The sequence below is a fragment of the Hymenobacter glaciei genome, assembly GCF_039539585.1.
GTDB classification, from domain to species: Bacteria; Bacteroidota; Bacteroidia; order Cytophagales; family Hymenobacteraceae; genus Hymenobacter; species Hymenobacter glaciei.
Genome location: NZ_BAABDK010000017.1, coordinates 481,606 through 498,057, shown reverse-complemented (window position 1 = coordinate 498,057; position 16,452 = coordinate 481,606). Strand labels below are relative to the sequence as shown.

Sequence of the window (16,452 nt, the reverse complement as noted above, 5' to 3'; positions counted from 1 at the left end):
TTCGCAAGCTCAGGATGACTGACGATTCAAACAACTTTTCAACCCCATGAAGCATTACCTGATTCTGGCCGCCGCGCTTTCGCTGGTTGCCTGCAACCGCGACAAAACTGCCGAAGCTGGTGTCGAAGGCGTAAACGCCGGTGCCACCGTGACCAACGACACCGCCAATCCCACCGTGGACAACCCCAACGTGGTGAGCGAAAATGAAGCGCCCAACCCGAACGCTCCGGTGATGAAATTTACCGAGTCGGAGTTTGATTTCGGCGACATTAAGCCCGATACCAAGGTGCATCACACCTTCACGTTCACCAACACCGGCAAGTCGCCGCTGCTCATTGCCGATGCCACCGCATCGTGCGGCTGCACCACGCCCAGTTGGACCAAGGAGCCTGTGGCCCCCGGCGCACAGGGTACCATGGAGGTGCAGTTCGACAGCCGCGGCAAGCAAGGCATCATCAACAAGCAGGTGGCGGTGCGGGCCAACACCCAGCCCAACATCACAACCATTGCCATCAAGGGCAACGTGCTGACCAACCCCGCCGCCGACAAACCTCTGTAAGCCTTTTACTTTCGAACCATGTTCCTGACCCTCTTATTGCAAGCTGCCGATGGCGGCGGCTACATGCAACTCCTGTTCCCGGTTGCCATTGGCCTGGTGGTGTATTTCTTCATGATTCGCCCCCAGCAGAAACGTACGGCTGATGCCAAGAACTTCCGCCAGGCCCTGGCCAAGGGCTCGCGCATTGTGACCATCGGCGGCCTCCATGGCCTTGTGGTCGACCTCACCGACGATACCGTAGTAGTGGAAGTAGACCGCGGCACTAAGCTGCGTTTCGACCGCTCGGCCATTGCCCGCGAAGTGGGCACGAAGGCGGCGGCGGGCACCGCGGGCGATACCATCGCCTCGTAACTCATGGACGGGCCGCTGAACCGGGCGGGCCGGCTGCTACGCTGGTTTGTGCGTCCCTTCGCGGGCCAGGAGCCCAGCTTTTACCGGGCCATCACGGCCTGCTTGTTGGCAGCAGGCCTGTTCTGGCAGATGAATGCGCTGAACAAAACCTACACTACCCGTCTGAATTTCCCGCTGAACTGGCACTACGACTCGGCTCGGTATGTGCCGTTGCGGCCGCTGCCGGCCAAGGTAGCCGTAACTGTAACGGGCCAGGGCTGGCGGTTGCTACGAGCCAATTTGGGCTGGGGCACGCACCCGGCCGACCTGCGCCCAGTGCCCTACCCTGGCACCCGCTACCTGCCCGACGAGTCGTGGCGGCGCGGCCTGCAAAATGCCCTCGAAGGAGTGCAGGTGAACGAATGGTCGGGCGACACGCTGCGCCTGACCTTCGACCGTTACGTAAGCCGCCGCCTGCCACTGGTGCTGCCCGCCGATTCGGCCCGGCGCTACAAAGCCACGTTCACGCCGGCAGTCGTCACGTTTCGTGGGCCGTCGAGTCTGGTGCAAGTGCTGCCCAGCGCGTATGCAGTGGCAGTGCCTGCCCCCGATAAGGAAGGCAACGCGGAAGTGACCCTGGTTGCTCCGGCCCGAATGCGAGCTTCGGTCGATGCCGTGCGCGTGCATGTAGTACGGCGCTGATTATTCATTAACTTTTTCTCAGCATATGCTACGCATTGGCATTACCGGCGGTATCGGCTCGGGCAAGAGCATCGCCAGCCGTTTGTTTCATGCGTTGGGCGTGCCGGTGTACGATGCAGATACCCGCGCCCGTTGGGTGATGGAGAACGATGTAGCATTGCGTACTGAGCTATTGACTGCTTTTGGCCCCGATACCTACGACGCGACGGGCCAACTCAACCGGCCTGCGCTGGCAGGCATGGTGTTCAACAACCCGGCCCGCCTAGCCCAGCTCAATAGCCTGGTGCACCCGCACGTGGGCACCGATTTTGAGCGCTGGGCCAACACGCAGCAGCAGGCCGGCCACCCCTACGTGCTGAAGGAGGCCGCACTGCTTTTTGAGGCGGGCTCTTATAAGCAGCTCGACCGCATCATTACCGTGTTTGCGCCTTTGGCCGTCCGCACGGCCCGCGTGCTCCGACGCGACCCGCAACGCTCGGCTACCGACGTAGCCGCCATCATGGCCAAGCAGCTAAGCGAGGAAGAGAAAATGCAGCGCGCCGACTACGTGCTCGTGAACGACAACGCGCAGCCGCTGCTGCCCCAGGTGCTGGCACTGCACAACGCGTTTTTGGCCGCTGGCGCTTAGGTGGGCGGCAAAAAGAAAGGCTGCCTCTTGCGGGGCAGCCTCATCTGGCAGAACGGAAAGGAAAGCCGCTGGTAATTAAATGCGGCCCGAGTAGTCTTCGAGGGTGTCGATAACCTTCATCAGTTGTGGCACGGCCAAAGAGTAGTAAATCTTTGTGCCGATTTTGCTCGATTTCAGCACGCCCCGGTCCTTGAGGGTGATGAGGTGCTGCGAAGCAATGGCCTGCGGCAAGTCCAGTGCCTGGTAGATATCGGTCACCGACATCTGGCTGTCCTTGCCTTTGGTCTTCCCCAATAAGTCTACAATGGCGAGTCTTTTGGGGTGGGAGAGAACCTTGAGCATAGCCGCGGCACGGTCCAACTGTTGCGCTTCTACACGCGAATGCAATGGTTTCATGAAGTCAATAAAAGTGAGAAGTAAATGGAAGTGTAGGATAAGTGCAATACTTTGGGGCTACTGCTGCAAGACGTTTAGCAATTGGCTGTAGTTCCGAACGAATACGCAAAATATGGGTAAGTGGGTTTATCATTTATAAGATACTTAAATATTTACGTAATTTCATGTATTAGTGAAGATTGTTGCTGGTATTTTCTGGTTTTACGCCTACATCAGGGGGGATGGCTACCTTTGCCGAACGGCCGGCTGGCCGCTTTTCCCACCCATTTTTCCCTGATAATGCTCGACCTGCTCGCCAAATTTGAGAACAAACGCCCCGAAATCGTCTTCGAATGGAAGGATGCCGAAACCGAAGCCGAGGGCTGGGTCGTTATCAATTCGCTGCGGGGTGGGGCGGCCGGGGGCGGCACCCGCATGCGCAAGGGCCTGGACAAGCGCGAGGTAGAAAGCCTGGCCAAAACCATGGAAGTGAAGTTCACGGTGTCGGGGCCGGCCATTGGCGGGGCCAAGTCGGGCATCAATTTCGACCCGCAGGACCCCCGCAAGCGCGGCGTGCTCGAGCGTTGGTACCGCGCCGTGTTTCCGCTGCTAAAAAACTATTACGGTACTGGCGGCGACCTGAACGTGGACGAGATTCACGAGGTCATCGCCATTACGGAGGAATATGGCCTCTGGCACCCGCAGGAAGGCGTGGTGAACGGATATTACCGCGCTACCGAGCCTCAAAAAATTCAGAAGCTGGGCCAGCTGCGCCAGGGCGTAATCAAGGTGGTAGAAGATGCCACTTTCTCCCCTAACCTGGCCCGCAAATACACCGTGGCCGACCTCATCACCGGCTACGGCGTGGCCGAGGCCGTGCGCCACTACTACCGCCTGTGGCCCAATACCGAGTTGGCGGGTCAGCGCGCCATCATCCAAGGCTGGGGCAACGTGGGCGCGGCGGCGGCTTACTACTTGGCCGGGCAGGGCGTTCGCATTGTGGGCATTATCGACCGGGCCGGCGGCTTGCTCAGCACCGACGGGCTGGGACTGGAGGAAATTCGGGCGCTGCTGCTGGCGCGGCAGGGCAATTCGCTGGCCGGTGATAATCTGCTCTCCTTTGAGGAAGTGAATGAGAAAGTATGGTCCATTGGGGCCGATATTTTCATTCCGGCCGCCGCATCACGGCTCGTAACGCGCGGGCAGGTGGAACAGCTGCTAGCCGGCGGCCTCAAGGTCATCAGCTGCGGGGCCAACGTGCCGTTTGCCGACCCCGAGATTTTCTTCGGCCCCACCGGCGTGTTTGCCGACGAGCGCGCGGCCGTCATTCCCGATTTCATCGCCAACTGCGGAATGGCCCGCGTATTTGCCTACCTGATGGAAACCGGCGCGGAAATCACCGACCAGGCCATTTTCGCCGATACCTCGCGCATCATTGGTGCCGCGTTGGAGCGCACCCACGCCGAGAACGCGCAGCCCACGGGCATTGCGCAACGCTCGTTCGAGATGGCGCTGCGGCAGCTCGTGTAGCAGCAGCCGAACTCGCCCAGAAACGTCAGCGGCTGGTTGTAGCTGGGGCCCAAGTGGCCTTGCTACAACCAGCCGCTGACGTTTCTGGGCGAGTTCGGACGATACAGGTCCGGCAGCTGGCTTTGCCATTTAATGCACTGAAATTAAAAATGTTATCATTCAACAATTCTCTGAAACGGGCTTAAGTCCACCCAGGCTTTCTTTCGGGGCGAGCCCGGGCCGGTAGCGGGTCCGGGTACTTTCATGCTGCATTAACAACCAGCATGAAACGAGCACAGGATAAAGTTGTCATCATCACCGGCGGGGCCAGCGGCATCGGGCGGGTATCGGCTCTGCGCTTTGCCGCCGAGGGGGCTAAAGTGGTTATTTGGGACATTGATAAGGCCAAGGCGAAAGCCACGCTCGGCGAGATTGAAGCGGCAGGCGGCGTGGCCGTGATGGCCATCGTGAACACCACCCAGCCCGAGCAGGTGGCCGCCGCTGCCCAGGCCGTGCACGAGCAGTTTGGCCGCATCGACGTGCTGATAAACAACGCCGGCATCACCCGCGACGCCACGCTGCGCAAGATGACGCTGGCCCAGTGGCAGCAGGTACTCGATGTGAACCTGACCGGCGTGTTCGTCTGCACCCAGGCGGTGGCTCCGTTTATGGAAGCGCAGCAGCGCGGGCGCATTATCAACACCTCCTCGGTGGTGGGGCTGTATGGCAACTTCGGGCAGGCCAACTACGCGGCCACCAAAGCCGGCCTCATCGGCCTGACCAAGACGCTGGCCCGCGAGCTGGGCAAATACAACATCACGGTGAATGCGGTGGCCCCCGGCTTTATCGCCACCGACATGATGGACACCATCCCGGAAAAAGTCATTGACCTGATGAAAAGCCGAACGCCATTGCGCCGCCTGGGCACGCCGGAGGACATTGCCAGCGCCTACCTGTTCCTGGCTTCCGACGAGGCCGGCTTCATTTCGGGCACGGTGCTGAGCGTGGACGGCGCCGTAACGATTTAGCGCTATGCAGACTGCTACCGGACGCCGCGCGCTTATCACTGCTACCGGCTCCTACGCGCCGGCGCGGGAGCTGCCGAATAGCTACTTCAACGAGCTGCTGGGCGAGGACGTGGACACTTGGCTGCGCCAGAACGTGAATATTCGCTCGCGCCGCTGGTGCGCCGACGACGAATCGGTGGCTGACCTGTGCGAGCACGCGGCCCGGCAGGCGCTGGCCCGCGCCGGCGTGCGCCCCGACGAACTGGACCTGCTCATCGTGGCCACCGACACGCCGGAATATGTGTCGCCCTCCACCGCCGCCGTGCTGCAACACCGGCTGGGGGCCACGAGAGCAGGGACTTTCGACCTGAATGCAGCCTGTGCCGGCTTCGTGACCGCGCTGGACGTGGCCGCCAAATACATAGTTTCCGACACGCGCTACAACCGCGTACTCGTCATTGGCGGCTACGCCATGAGCAAGTACCTCGACCTCACCGACAAGAAAACCGTCACGCTCTTTGCCGATGGGGCCGGGGCCGTGCTGCTGACCTCAGCCGAGCACACCGACCGGGGCTTCCTTACCAGCCGCCTGCACACCGAAGGCCAGTATACCGGCTGGATGGGCATTTACGCAGGAGCGACCCAACAGCCCCTCACCGCCGATGTGCTGGCGCGCAACGACCACAAGCTGAAGTTTGTGCACCGCTTCCCCAAGGAAATAAACCCCGATATCTGGACCCGCTTAGCGAAGGAAATGGCCACCGACATCGGTGTGGGTCCTTGTCAGGTTGACCACTACGTGATAACGCAGCTCAACATCCACGCCATCCACGAAACACTGGACCGGCTGGGTGTGCCGCGCGAGCGGGCCCCGCTCATCATGGAGCAGTATGGATACACGGGTTCGGCCGCCATCCCCATGGCGCTAGAGAAGGCGGTGAGCAGCGGCGATATCAAGGAAAATGACCTGGTGTTTTTGATTGGCTCCGGCGGCGGGCTGGCCTTTGCCGGGGCAGCGTTTCGGATGTAATTCTTTAAAACCAAAACTAGAAAAACGTCATGCTGAGCGTAGCCGAAGCATCTCGCTCGCATCGTTTCAACAATTGAATTACTACCACACGCGAGATGCTTCGACAAGCTCAGCATGACATTCTGAATTCTCAACTTGCCCAAATTCTCCACCCATGCACGGCATCGCTACTCCCCAACAAGTAACCGCCACAGCCGTGCTGCTGGCTTGCTACGCGGCGGTCATTCTGTTTTTCGTGGTGCGGGGCGCGCTGAAAATCAAGAGCATGTCGGACTACGCGGTGGGCTCGGTGCGGTTTTCGCCGGTAGCCGTGGGCCTCTCGCTGGCGGCTTCGATGACCAGCGCAGCCACGTTTATCATCAATCCCGGCTTCGTGGCTATCAATGGCCTGAGCGCCATGCTTTCCTTCGGCGTGGTGATGCCGCTGGCTTCGATGGTGTCGTTGGTGGTGTTCACCAAGGGTTTCCGCAAGCACGGGCAAACGGTGAAGGCCCACACCCTGGCGCAGTGGATAGGCTCGCGCTTCCAGAGCCCGGGGCTGACGCGCTACTTTGGGTGGCTGTCGCTGCTGCTCATCACCTTCATCGTGCTCATTTGCGTGGGGCTTACGCAGGTGCTCAGCAACGCGCTGAACGCACCGCCGTTGCCGGTGCTGGTGGGCGTGGTGGTGTTCATTTTCGGCTACATGATGTTTGGCGGGGCCAATTCGATGGTGTACACCAACACCATTCAGGCCTCGCTGAAACTGCTGGTAGCCTTGGTGCTGCTCACCTCCGGCTACGAGCATTTCAGCCAGGGCGTGCACGGCTTCATTGCCAAGCTGGCCGCCATCGACCCGGCCCTGACGCACGCTACCAACCCGGGCAGCTACCTGTTTCGGGACTACTTTGAAATCATCGTCTCCCAGCTTGTTATTGGCACGGCCATCGTGTGCCAGCCCCACCTCATCACCAAATCGCTGCTGCTCGACAGCGAGAAGGATGTGAACCGCTACCTCACTACGGCCGTGCTGGTACTCACCGTGTTTTTCTCGGTGGTGTTCGTGGGGCTGTATGCGCGGCTGGCCTTCCCGGGCCTGGTGCTGAATGGGCAGGAGCTGAAGATGGACAAGATTATGTCGGCCTACGTGGTGCGCGAATTCCCCGTCTACATCGGTCTGCTGGTTATTCTAGGGCTTATTTCGGCCGGCATTTCCACCCTCGAAAGCCTGATTCAGTCGCTCTCCAGCACCATCACGGCCGACATCATCAAGCCGCTGCTGCCCACCACAGCTTTCCAGGGCGCGGGCGGTTTCGGCCGCGAAATCCTGCTCAACCGGGCCGTGATTGCGGCACTGGGCGGCGTGGCCATCTGGCTGTCCTACGACCAGTTTGTACATGCCAAGCTGAGCGTCGCCATCTTCGCCCAGACCGGCGTGTACGCCTACTTCGCGGCGGCTTTCGTGCCGGTGAGCTTCGGTATTTTCCTGCGCGATGCCCCGCGCATAGCCGTTACGATGGCGTCAGTTACGGCGGTGCTGGTACATTTCGCGGTGTACTTCGGGCGGCTTACGCCCTACATGCAGGCCCCGGTGCGCAACCCGGGCGTATCGGCCGCGCTGGGGATTATGGCGTCGGTGGCAGTGGGCGGCGCATGGTACCTGGCGCGGCGGCGAGTCGTGGCGTCGGAAGCAGTTGAAGCGGCTGAAGTTGCTTTGGAAACGTCGCAAACATGGGCGCAACCAACTATCGAACGTCATGCTGAGCTTGCCGAAGCATCGCTACCACAGTAATAAATCAATCGGAGCAACGAAGCGGTAGAGATGCTTCGGCTGCGCTCAACATGACGTTCTTCCAACTATATCAATCTACGATTCCAAATCCCCACTGCACTATGTATACCAAAGACTGGGTCGCCAAGTGGGCCCTCTACTCCCCGCACCAACCGGCGCTGAAGGAACTGGACACCGACCGCGCCTACACCTACGCCGAGCTTAACCAAGCTGCTAACTACCTCGCCGCCGAGCTCACCCAAACCCAGCGTCTGCGCAAGGGCGACCGAATTATGGTGCTGGCCGAGCACTGCCTGGAGTACGTCGCGCTATTTGTGGCCGCCCAAAAAACCGGACTTATCCTCGTTCCTATAAACTACCGGCTGGCAGCGGGCGAAATCAATTACATGGTGGCCAACTGCCAGCCTGCGCTGCTTATTTACGAAGAGCAGTTTGAGGACAAAGCCTTGCAGCTACAGGCGTTAACCGCGCCAGCTGTGCCGGACGTGTGGCCGCTCGCAAAGCTGGCGACCATCTGCCATCGCGGCTTAGAAGCCTTCGAACCTATTCCCTTCACGGCAGCCGAGCTGGACGAGGACGACCCTGTGTTTATCCTCTACACTTCCGGCACTACGGGCTTCCCAAAAGGCGCCCTCTACACGCACCGGATGCTGCTCTGGAACAGCCTCAACACCAGCCTGAGCCTGGAGATAATGCCCGCGGACGTTACAATTAACTGCATGCCGCCCTTCCACACTGGGGGCTGGAACGTGCTGCTCACGCCGTTTCTGCACCGCGGGGCCACGGTGGGACTGCTCAAGAAATTTCAGCCTGAGCGTCTATTAGCCCTGCTCGACCAGGAGCAGGCCGACATCTTCATGGGTGTGCCCACCATGCTCAAAATGATGATGGAAAGCCCCGCCTTTGCCACTTCCGACTTGGGTAGCCTCCGCTACTTTATTGTGGGCGGCGAGGCATTGCCACTCGAAGTCATCCGGGCCTGGGACCGCAAGGGCATCAAAATTCGCCAGGGCTTCGGCCTCACGGAGGTGGGCCCCAACCTGTTTTCGCTGCACCAGGACGATGCCGTGCGCAAAATCGGCTCCATTGGGCGGGCCAATTTCTACGTCGAAACCCGCCTGATTGACGAACAGGGCCAGGAAGTGGGGCCCAACGAAGTGGGCGAGCTCTGCCTGCGCGGCCCCATGACCACGCCCGGCTACTGGCGCGACCCCGAAGCCACCGCCAAGGCCTTGCCCGACGGCTGGTTCCGTACCGGCGACCTGCTCCGGCGCGACGACGAAGGCTACTTCTTCGTGATGGACCGCATCAAAAACATGTACATCTCGGGCGGCGAAAACGTGTACCCGGCCGAGATTGAGCGCTTCCTGCTCACTTTCCCCGGCGTGTCGGAAGTAGCGGTAATCGGCGTGCCCGATGCCCGCTGGGGCGAAGTCGGCAAAGCATTTGTCGTGACCAAAGGGCTGGATATTTCCTGCGATGCCCTGCTGGCCTACTGCGCTGGCAACCTGGCCCGCTTCAAGGTGCCGAAGTACCTGGAGCTGGTGGCGGAATTGCCGAAGAACGATACCGGCAAAATCAATAAAAAAGCTCTCCTGGCGGCGGTATGATTGATTGGCAGCGGACAGAAACAGAAAAAACAACGTCATGCTGAGCGTAGCCGAAGCATCTCGCGTGTGGTAGTAATTCAATCGGTTCAATGATGCGAGCGATATGTTTCGACTACGCTCAGCATGACCTTCCCTTTATCAAAAAACAATGCCCCAATCTCCAACTCATCCGGCATGAGCCGCCACCTCCGCCTCCTGCCCGCCCTATTCCTCCTCTTTCTCACCGCAAGCTTCCCGGCGATGTCCTTTTCGACGCAAACCGAGCCCATTAGCCAGGTTATTGGCCCCTACGGCTTCCCCGAGCACCGCGTGGCGCTGGCCGATTCGCTGGAAATTGCCTACGTCGATGCTGGCCACGGCAGCAGCACCCTTCTGTTCATCCACGGCCTTAGCAGCTACGTGCGGGCCTGGGAGCGCACCTTCCCCGAGCTGAGCCGCCACAGCCGCTGCTTGGCCCTCGACCTGCCGGGCTACGGCAAGTCCTCCAAAGGCCACTACCCTGGCACCATGGATTTCTACGCCGAGGTCATCCATCTGTTTATCCAGCGCCTGCACCTGCGCGACGTGACGCTGGTGGGCCACAGCATGGGCGGCCAGATAGCAGTGACCCTGGCCCTGAAATACCCCGCCGATGCTCAAAAGCTGGTCCTCACCTCGCCGGCCGGCTTCGAAACCTTCACCGCGCCCGAGCGGGAGCAGCTGCGCGCCTTCTACACGGTGGCGTTCATCCAGCACACGCCCGAGGCCCAGGTGCGCGCCAACCACCGCTACAACTTCTACCATATGCCCCCGGCCGTGGACCTTTGGATAACCGAGCGCCTGCGCATGATGCGATGCGACGACTTCGGCCTCTACGCCCTCACCGTGGTCAGGAGCATGGCCGGCATGCTCGACGGCCCCATTTTCGAGCGCCTGCCGCAGGTGCAGCAGCCCACGCTGGTCGTGTTCGGGGCCGAGGATTTCCTGATTCCCAACCGGGCGCTGCACCCGCAGCTCACCACCGCCCAAGTGGCGGCCGCCGGCGTGGCCCGCCTGCCCCACGCGCAACAGGTGCTGCTGCCCGAAGCCGGCCACTTCGCCCATTACGAACAGGCGGCGGCGTTTAATAAGCTGGTGGCAGCGTTTGTGCGGTAGCATCATTTCGAGCCAGACCCGCGGCAGCATAAGGCTTAGGCTAGCACCTTTGGTGCAGATGCTACCTGCTGGCGGATGAGGCCGATGGCAGGAATGAGGGCCAGCCACATGCCGCTAATGGGCATCACGGCGACCCCGACCAAGGTCATAGCCAGCAGCCCCCAGCCTAGAAATGCGGGCAGCGTGGTTGCTTGCGCCTCACACCAGTCAACCAGAGCACCCAGCAGCAGCAATAAAAAGCCAAAGAAGAGAAACCAGTAGGCCACGCTGCGCATCGGCTGCTGGTTTACGGTATTCAGCACGCCCTCCCGGAAGAGCTCCGCCCAGACCGAACTAAAAACTACTACTCCAAAAACCGTGTGCAGCATTCCAATAGCTACCAATGCTCGACCAATCCAACGCTTCATATAATTTGTGTATTTGAATATTTAATCAAATATACATAACCAGTTCGGTCTTACGGGCACCTCGTGGGGCTATTAGCGGGCTGGCAATCTCTCAGCCCCTGGCGGCGTTCGTGAAATAACGAACGTCATGCAGAGCGCAGCGAAGCATCTCGCGTGAACTTTAATCCAACGGACTTAGGCGAAAAACTTCCAAACTCGGATGGGCCATCAACGCATGTGTCACATGAGCGGAACAGCCAACAGCTACCCAATCAATCCATTCGCCTTGATAAAGGCACCAAGAATGGTCAACGGCAAATAGATATGTCGGAAGCTGACTGTCACGACGGTATACTTCAAGTAAATCCGAAGCGACACCTTGTTGTAGCCATTCTACCGGCAAGCCGTCGTTATCCAAGTGATAAGTTCCTTCCTCCACTGAGCCGTAGAAATACGTTTCGGTTTCAGGCCCCAAAATCTGTATTATCTGCTGCACGAAAGCTTCTTCAAGCGCAATACTGCTACCTAGATGAGGTGGCCATTCTCCATAAAATTGCTGAATGGTTTCGCTGTTGAATTCTGAATTATATGCAATTCCTAAGCTGGCAGCAATCTCGCGGTAGCTTACATTTTCTAATTTGCTAGGCTCAGGTTTGCCATTTGCAATTCCGTATTTATCCCAAAAAGCTGCACGCGTATTTAGGTCAGCTATTGTGCGTTTGGCAAAAGAATACGCAGTAATCGGAATGCTACGGTCAACCCCAATTGGATGTAATATTTTCAAGTATGCGTCAAACCCTGCTGGCAATCCGAGCAAATCAAATGCTATGCCTTCCCTTTTTACAGGCAGCCATTCTAGTTGATTAGTAATAGGACCGGGATTAGTTATCATGACAATTTAGAATAATAGGCAAAGCAATTGATTCTGAAATTGAAACTGATGCCAAAAGCAGAATGCAAACAAATACGCTCATAAAGATGCGAGCGAGATGCTTCGCTGCGCTCTGCATGACGTTCATTCATCCCAAAAAAGCGCGCTAACCCCGCGCTTTTTTTACGTCTGCACTTCACCGCCCACCAACCTGAATATTTCCGGTAAATTGGATGCCCCGCCCACCCACGCCGCTATTCTGTGAAAAAGAAACTAGAGAAGTTCGCCGAGTTTGCCGCCGATGTGCTGCCGCACGAAGTGGCCTGGCTGCAACAGGTGCAGCAGTTTCAGGATGCCGACAACCGCGAGATTCTCGAAACGCTGGCATACAATTGCCACCACCCGCGCACGCCGGTGGCCTTCCGGCCCGGCATCGACAAGCGCAAGTATTCCAACCTGATGCAGTGGGTGCAGCAGCGCCTGGCCAGCATCGACGTGGACAAGCACCTGGTGCACCTCAACGCGCTCGACCAGCAAATCATGACCGATTCCATAGCCCCGGCCGAGGAAAAAGCGCTGCTCCAGGCCATTGTGCGCTACGACAAGCCGGCTTTCTACTTCGTGAAATTCTACGAGCTGACGCTCAGCTACCAGCAGTTTCTGCTGGTGCGGATGCGGTTTAAGGAGCACGCGCTGGTAGCCCAGTTCGTGGAGCAGCAGCGGGCGGCCTACGAGCTGAGCAAGGCCACGTTTGCCCAGCTGCACCAGGCCACGCTCGACATCACGAGCCAGTACACCCGCAACGCCACCGAGAGCCGGCAGTGGGAGCCCTGGCTGCTGGCCACGTTCTACGACGACACGCTTGACGGCCTGAACCGCTATTTCGCGGTGGTGCGGCTCACGTTTCTGTACTTCAACTACTCTGAGTTCGACAAGCTGAAGGCCGTGTACGAGGCCCTGGACGGGCTGCTGCGCCAGGGCATGTTCTACTCGCGCCGCATCCTGTTCAACTACTACGCCAACAGCGTGTTGCTGCACTCCAAGTTTGATGTGCTGCAGCAGGCCGAGGAGTTCGGCTACCTCAGCATCAAGCAGAAAAACACTGACCACCTGCACTACCTCAACAACTACAGCGCGATTCTGCTGCGGCAGGGCAAAATCCACGAGGCGCTGGCCCTCATGAAGCAGTCGTTTCCATCGGTGCGGCACACGAACAACGTGCGCAACAAAATCGGCTTCATGGCCTTCTACATCAAGTGCCTGAACCTGAACGGCCAGCCCGCCGACGGTGAAAAGCTGGCCGACAGCTTCCTGCGCGACAACGCGAAGGAGATTCTAGCCCACCGCTGGCACATTTTCTTCGTGGCCTACTTCCAAGCGCTGGTGCTGCAGGAGAAGTACGACAAGCTGCTGCGCGCCTGCCACAAGCACCACTTGCTGGCCAAGGAGGCCGACTACCGCACCCGCCCCAACTACGTGCCCACCCTGGAGTGGTACTACCACATCAGCCGCTACGTGGAGAATGAGATTGACGACGACCAGCTGGTGGCGCTGATTGGAGGCTCGGGGCAGCTGCATTTCGGCAACCCGCACAAGCGCCGCCTGCTCGAAGACCAATTGAACGAGGTAAAATCCTGCATTCCGCACTTGTGCGGGCGCATTCGGTCCATGCTGTTGCAGCAGGGAGAAATTGTTTGAGCACCAACCAGTTGCGGATGTTTGGCGCGGTGCGCGGTGGTTAAGTCCACCGCGCTTATTTGAGGTGCGGGAAGGCATCGGGTGAGGGAGGCCGGTAGATTCGTTCCGCTACTGCCCTCCGACTCAAAATCCCACTCAACCCTTTCAACTGCAACGACTATGGCCGCTCGACTTTTACTCCTTTTTCTGCTCCTCTTTCAAACGCTGGTCGTGGCCGCCCAGGGCGGCGGCGTGCGCGGCCGCGTGGTCGATATCGCCACCAAAGAAGCGTTGCCGGGCGTGAGCGTGCTCATTGCCGGCACCACCGTTGGCACGTCGAGCGGCAACGAGGGCGACTTCTCGATTACCGGCCTCAAGCCGGGCACCTACAAAGTGGTGTTCTCCTCCATTGGCTACGAGCTGCCCCCGCGCACCGTAGAAATCGGCGAGGCCATCGTCGACCTGGGCACCGTAGGGCTCACCCAAACCAGCGTCATGGCCGGCGAAGTCGTGGTATCGGCCTCGCGCCGCCCCGAGAAGCTGACCGAGGCCCCGGCCACCATCGACCTGATTACCGCCAAGCAGATTGACGAGCTGCCGTCCTTCAATGTGGGCGAGCTACTGGCCCGGCAGAAGGGCGTCGACTACATCCGAACCGGCGTGCTGGGCACGGGCATCAACGTGCGCGGCTTCAACAGCGCTTTTAACCCCAAGAACCTGCAAATGAACGATGCGCGCCTGTCCACGCTCATTGCCACCGGCCTGCCGCTGGGGCCTTTAACGAGTGTGGTGAAGGAAGACATTGAGCGGGTGGAAATTATTCTGGGACCGTCGGCCGCGCTCTACGGGCCGAACGCCCACAACGGGCTGGTGAACACCATCAGCAAGGACCCTCGCCGCTCGGCCGGCACCACGGTGGCGCTGGGGCTGGGCAACCAGAGCGTGTTTTCGGGCCGCTTCCGGCACGCGCAGGTGCTCAATTCCAAGCTGGCCTTCAAGGTGACGGGCGAGTACACGCGGGGCGAGGATTTCGCCTACACCGATACCGTGTACTACACCAATACAGCCTTCAAAACCACCACACCGGCCAGCCCCGGCGTCTTCCACGCCGGGAAGGAAATTGACTTGGACCGCACCTTCAAGAGCCTGCACGGTGAGGCCGCCGTGTACTACAGCCTCACCGACAAGGCCGACATCATCGTGTCGTACGGCGGCAACCAGTCGAGCTTCCTGGCCCAGACCAACGCCGGCCGCAACCAAATTAAGGACTGGAGCGTGCAGTACCTGCACGCCCGCTACGTGTCGCCGCGCTGGTTTGCGCAGGTATACAACACCTGGAGCAAAACGGCTGATACCTACGCCATCAACCAGCGCACTCAGAACTACCTGAGCTTCAAGGACGCCGGCTTCAGCGAAGAAGAGGCCCGCAGCCGCTCCTACGGCGAGCAGTGGTTTGGCAAAACGACCACCGCCGGCGTGGCCCTGCAGCGCGGCGCCGTGTTCAAGGATGCCTCGCGCCGCTTGAATGGTGAAGTGCAGTACAACAACACATTCGGCGTTTTCAACCTCGTGCTGGGCACGCAGTACCAGCGCGACATGGCCTTCAGCCAGCACACGTATTTGTTTGACCGGGACGGCGACATCGTCATCAACCAAATCGGCCTCTACACCCAGGGCGAACTGACCTTGCCGGGCCATTTCAAGCTCATTGCCGCCGCCCGCGCCGACCAACACGACCGGTACGGCTTCAACTTCATCCCGAAAGGCGGCCTGGTGTGGTCGCTCAACGACCAGAACCTGCGCCTGACCTACGGCCAGGGCATTGCCGCGCCCACCATCCTCAACCTCGACGGTTACCTCTTCGGCGGCCTGCTGCTGGGCAACGGCCAGGGCTTCACCCTGAGTGACGGCACCGTGATTGACAAGCTGAAAGTGGAGACCATCAAAACCGTGGAAATTGGCTACAAAGGCAAGGTCACGCCCAAGTTTCTCATCGACGCCAACGCCTACTACAACCGCTCGCAAAACTTTCTGAGCCCGGCCATCAACATCGCCACGCTGGGTCGCAAAGTGGTGAAGCGCGGCGACACACCCATGTCGCAGGTAGTACCCGGCACGCCCGAAGCCGGCGCGGCCACGGTGCTCACCTATGCCAATTTCGGGCAGGTCGACACCTACGGCGCCGATTTTGGATTCAGCTACTTCCTCTCGTCGTCGCTGAGCCTGGCGCTGAACTACTCGTACTTCGACTTCAAGCTCGACTACTCCGACCTGAAAAACGATGGCAACAAGGATGGCAAAGTGCAGAAAGAAGTCGACCTGCCCATCAACACGCCCAATCACAAAGGCAGCCTAGCCCTGAACTACAGCGGCCAGAAATTCTTCGGCTCCGTGTTTGGCCGCTACGTGCAGGCCTATGATTTCTACTCCGGCATCAACGTGGCCGCCGCCGCTAACTCCACGCTCAACATCAAGGAAAACGCCCGCTACGGCCGCACCTGGAACTACGGCCCCCTCGGCGGCTTCACTACCGTGGACGTGAGCGCCGGCTACCGCGTGAACTCCTACCTCACGGCCTCGGCCCAGGTCGTGAATCTGTTCGACACCAAAATGCGCGAGTTCGTGGCCTCGCCCTTCATCGGCCGCCTCTACTCCGCCGAGCTAAAGGTGATGCTGCCGGCGCTGGGAGCGAAGTAATAAACTGGATTCAGCACCTATAAGAACCGGTCATCCTGAGCGTAGCGAAGGACCTTATCACCAAAAAACGATGCTCGTTCAACGAGGCTCCAGGCGTGATAAGGTTCTTCGCTACGCTCAGGATGACCGTCTTTTTAAATTTAACTACCTTCCCACCTTTGCCCTT

15 protein-coding genes are annotated in these 16,452 nt (G+C 59.4%); 12 read left to right on the top strand and 3 right to left on the bottom strand.

The annotated features are described in order from the left end of the window. Positions 1-46 precede the first annotated feature (46 nt). The 4 genes from ABD837_RS12825 to coaE are packed head-to-tail and all read left to right on the top strand — an operon-like array spanning position 47 to position 2,219. The gene (locus ABD837_RS12825; protein WP_345055043.1) at positions 47-559 is read left to right on the top strand and encodes a DUF1573 domain-containing protein; all 513 of its coding nucleotides are present in this window, start codon (positions 47-49) and stop codon (positions 557-559) included. An 18-nt stretch (positions 560-577) separates the two neighbouring features. Continuing rightward, complete coding sequence (gene yajC, locus ABD837_RS12820; protein WP_345055040.1) at positions 578-910, top strand: preprotein translocase subunit YajC; 333 nt, start codon at positions 578-580, stop codon at positions 908-910. A gap of 3 nt (positions 911-913) precedes the next feature. Beyond that, positions 914-1,591, top strand: coding sequence for a YbbR-like domain-containing protein (locus tag ABD837_RS12815; protein ID WP_345055038.1), 678 nt, complete (start codon positions 914-916; stop codon positions 1,589-1,591). Positions 1,592-1,616: 25 nt separating this feature from the next. Continuing rightward, positions 1,617-2,219, top strand: a complete 603-nt coding sequence (gene coaE / locus ABD837_RS12810) for a dephospho-CoA kinase (RefSeq protein ID WP_345055036.1) — start codon at positions 1,617-1,619, stop codon at positions 2,217-2,219. 75 nt (positions 2,220-2,294) lie between these two features. On the opposite strand, the gene ABD837_RS12805 is transcribed toward coaE, so the two are convergent. Next, entirely contained in the window at positions 2,295-2,615 is a 321-nt protein-coding gene (locus ABD837_RS12805; RefSeq protein WP_345055034.1) for an ArsR/SmtB family transcription factor, read from the bottom strand. 279 nt (positions 2,616-2,894) lie between these two features. On the opposite strand from ABD837_RS12805, the gene ABD837_RS12800 reads away from it, so the two are divergent. From ABD837_RS12800 to ABD837_RS12775, 6 genes are all read left to right on the top strand, one after another. Next, a complete protein-coding gene (locus tag ABD837_RS12800; protein ID WP_345055031.1) occupies positions 2,895-4,124 on the top strand; it encodes a Glu/Leu/Phe/Val dehydrogenase dimerization domain-containing protein in 1,230 nt (409 codons plus the stop codon). Between the two features lie 263 nt (positions 4,125-4,387). Next, positions 4,388-5,131: a 3-oxoacyl-ACP reductase FabG gene (fabG, locus tag ABD837_RS12795; protein WP_345055029.1), complete on the top strand. Its 744-nt coding sequence runs from the start codon at positions 4,388-4,390 to the stop codon at positions 5,129-5,131. A gap of 4 nt (positions 5,132-5,135) precedes the next feature. Next, positions 5,136-6,140 (top strand): 3-oxoacyl-ACP synthase III family protein, encoded by a 1,005-nt coding sequence (locus ABD837_RS12790; protein WP_345055028.1) that lies wholly within the window; start codon positions 5,136-5,138, stop codon positions 6,138-6,140. 154 nt (positions 6,141-6,294) lie between these two features. Continuing rightward, positions 6,295-7,911 carry a sodium:solute symporter family transporter gene (locus ABD837_RS12785; protein ID WP_345055025.1) on the top strand — a complete coding sequence of 539 codons (1,617 nt, stop codon included), beginning with the start codon at positions 6,295-6,297 and terminating at the stop codon, positions 7,909-7,911. 101 nt (positions 7,912-8,012) lie between these two features. Next, positions 8,013-9,521, top strand: a complete 1,509-nt coding sequence (locus ABD837_RS12780; RefSeq protein ID WP_345055023.1) for an acyl-CoA synthetase — start codon at positions 8,013-8,015, stop codon at positions 9,519-9,521. A 174-nt stretch (positions 9,522-9,695) separates the two neighbouring features. After that, positions 9,696-10,655 carry an alpha/beta fold hydrolase gene (locus tag ABD837_RS12775; protein ID WP_345055020.1) on the top strand — a complete coding sequence of 320 codons (960 nt, stop codon included), beginning with the start codon at positions 9,696-9,698 and terminating at the stop codon, positions 10,653-10,655. Between the two features lie 35 nt (positions 10,656-10,690). Here the strand turns inward: ABD837_RS12775 and ABD837_RS12770 are convergent, their stop codons facing one another. Beyond that, positions 10,691-11,062 carry a DUF6463 family protein gene (locus ABD837_RS12770; RefSeq protein ID WP_345055018.1) on the bottom strand — a complete coding sequence of 124 codons (372 nt, stop codon included), beginning with the start codon at positions 11,060-11,062 and terminating at the stop codon, positions 10,691-10,693. 160 nt (positions 11,063-11,222) lie between these two features. Beyond that, on the bottom strand, positions 11,223-11,933 hold the full coding sequence (locus tag ABD837_RS12765) for a hypothetical protein (RefSeq protein WP_345055015.1): 711 nt from the start codon (positions 11,931-11,933) through the stop codon (positions 11,223-11,225). A gap of 240 nt (positions 11,934-12,173) precedes the next feature. On the opposite strand from ABD837_RS12765, the gene ABD837_RS12760 reads away from it, so the two are divergent. Together ABD837_RS12760 and ABD837_RS12755 are read left to right on the top strand one after the other, a co-directional pair. Continuing rightward, positions 12,174-13,610 (top strand): hypothetical protein, encoded by a 1,437-nt coding sequence (locus ABD837_RS12760; protein ID WP_345055012.1) that lies wholly within the window; start codon positions 12,174-12,176, stop codon positions 13,608-13,610. A 159-nt stretch (positions 13,611-13,769) separates the two neighbouring features. Continuing rightward, positions 13,770-16,286, top strand: a complete 2,517-nt coding sequence (locus ABD837_RS12755; protein ID WP_345055010.1) for a TonB-dependent receptor — start codon at positions 13,770-13,772, stop codon at positions 16,284-16,286. Positions 16,287-16,452: the final 166 nt, after the last annotated feature.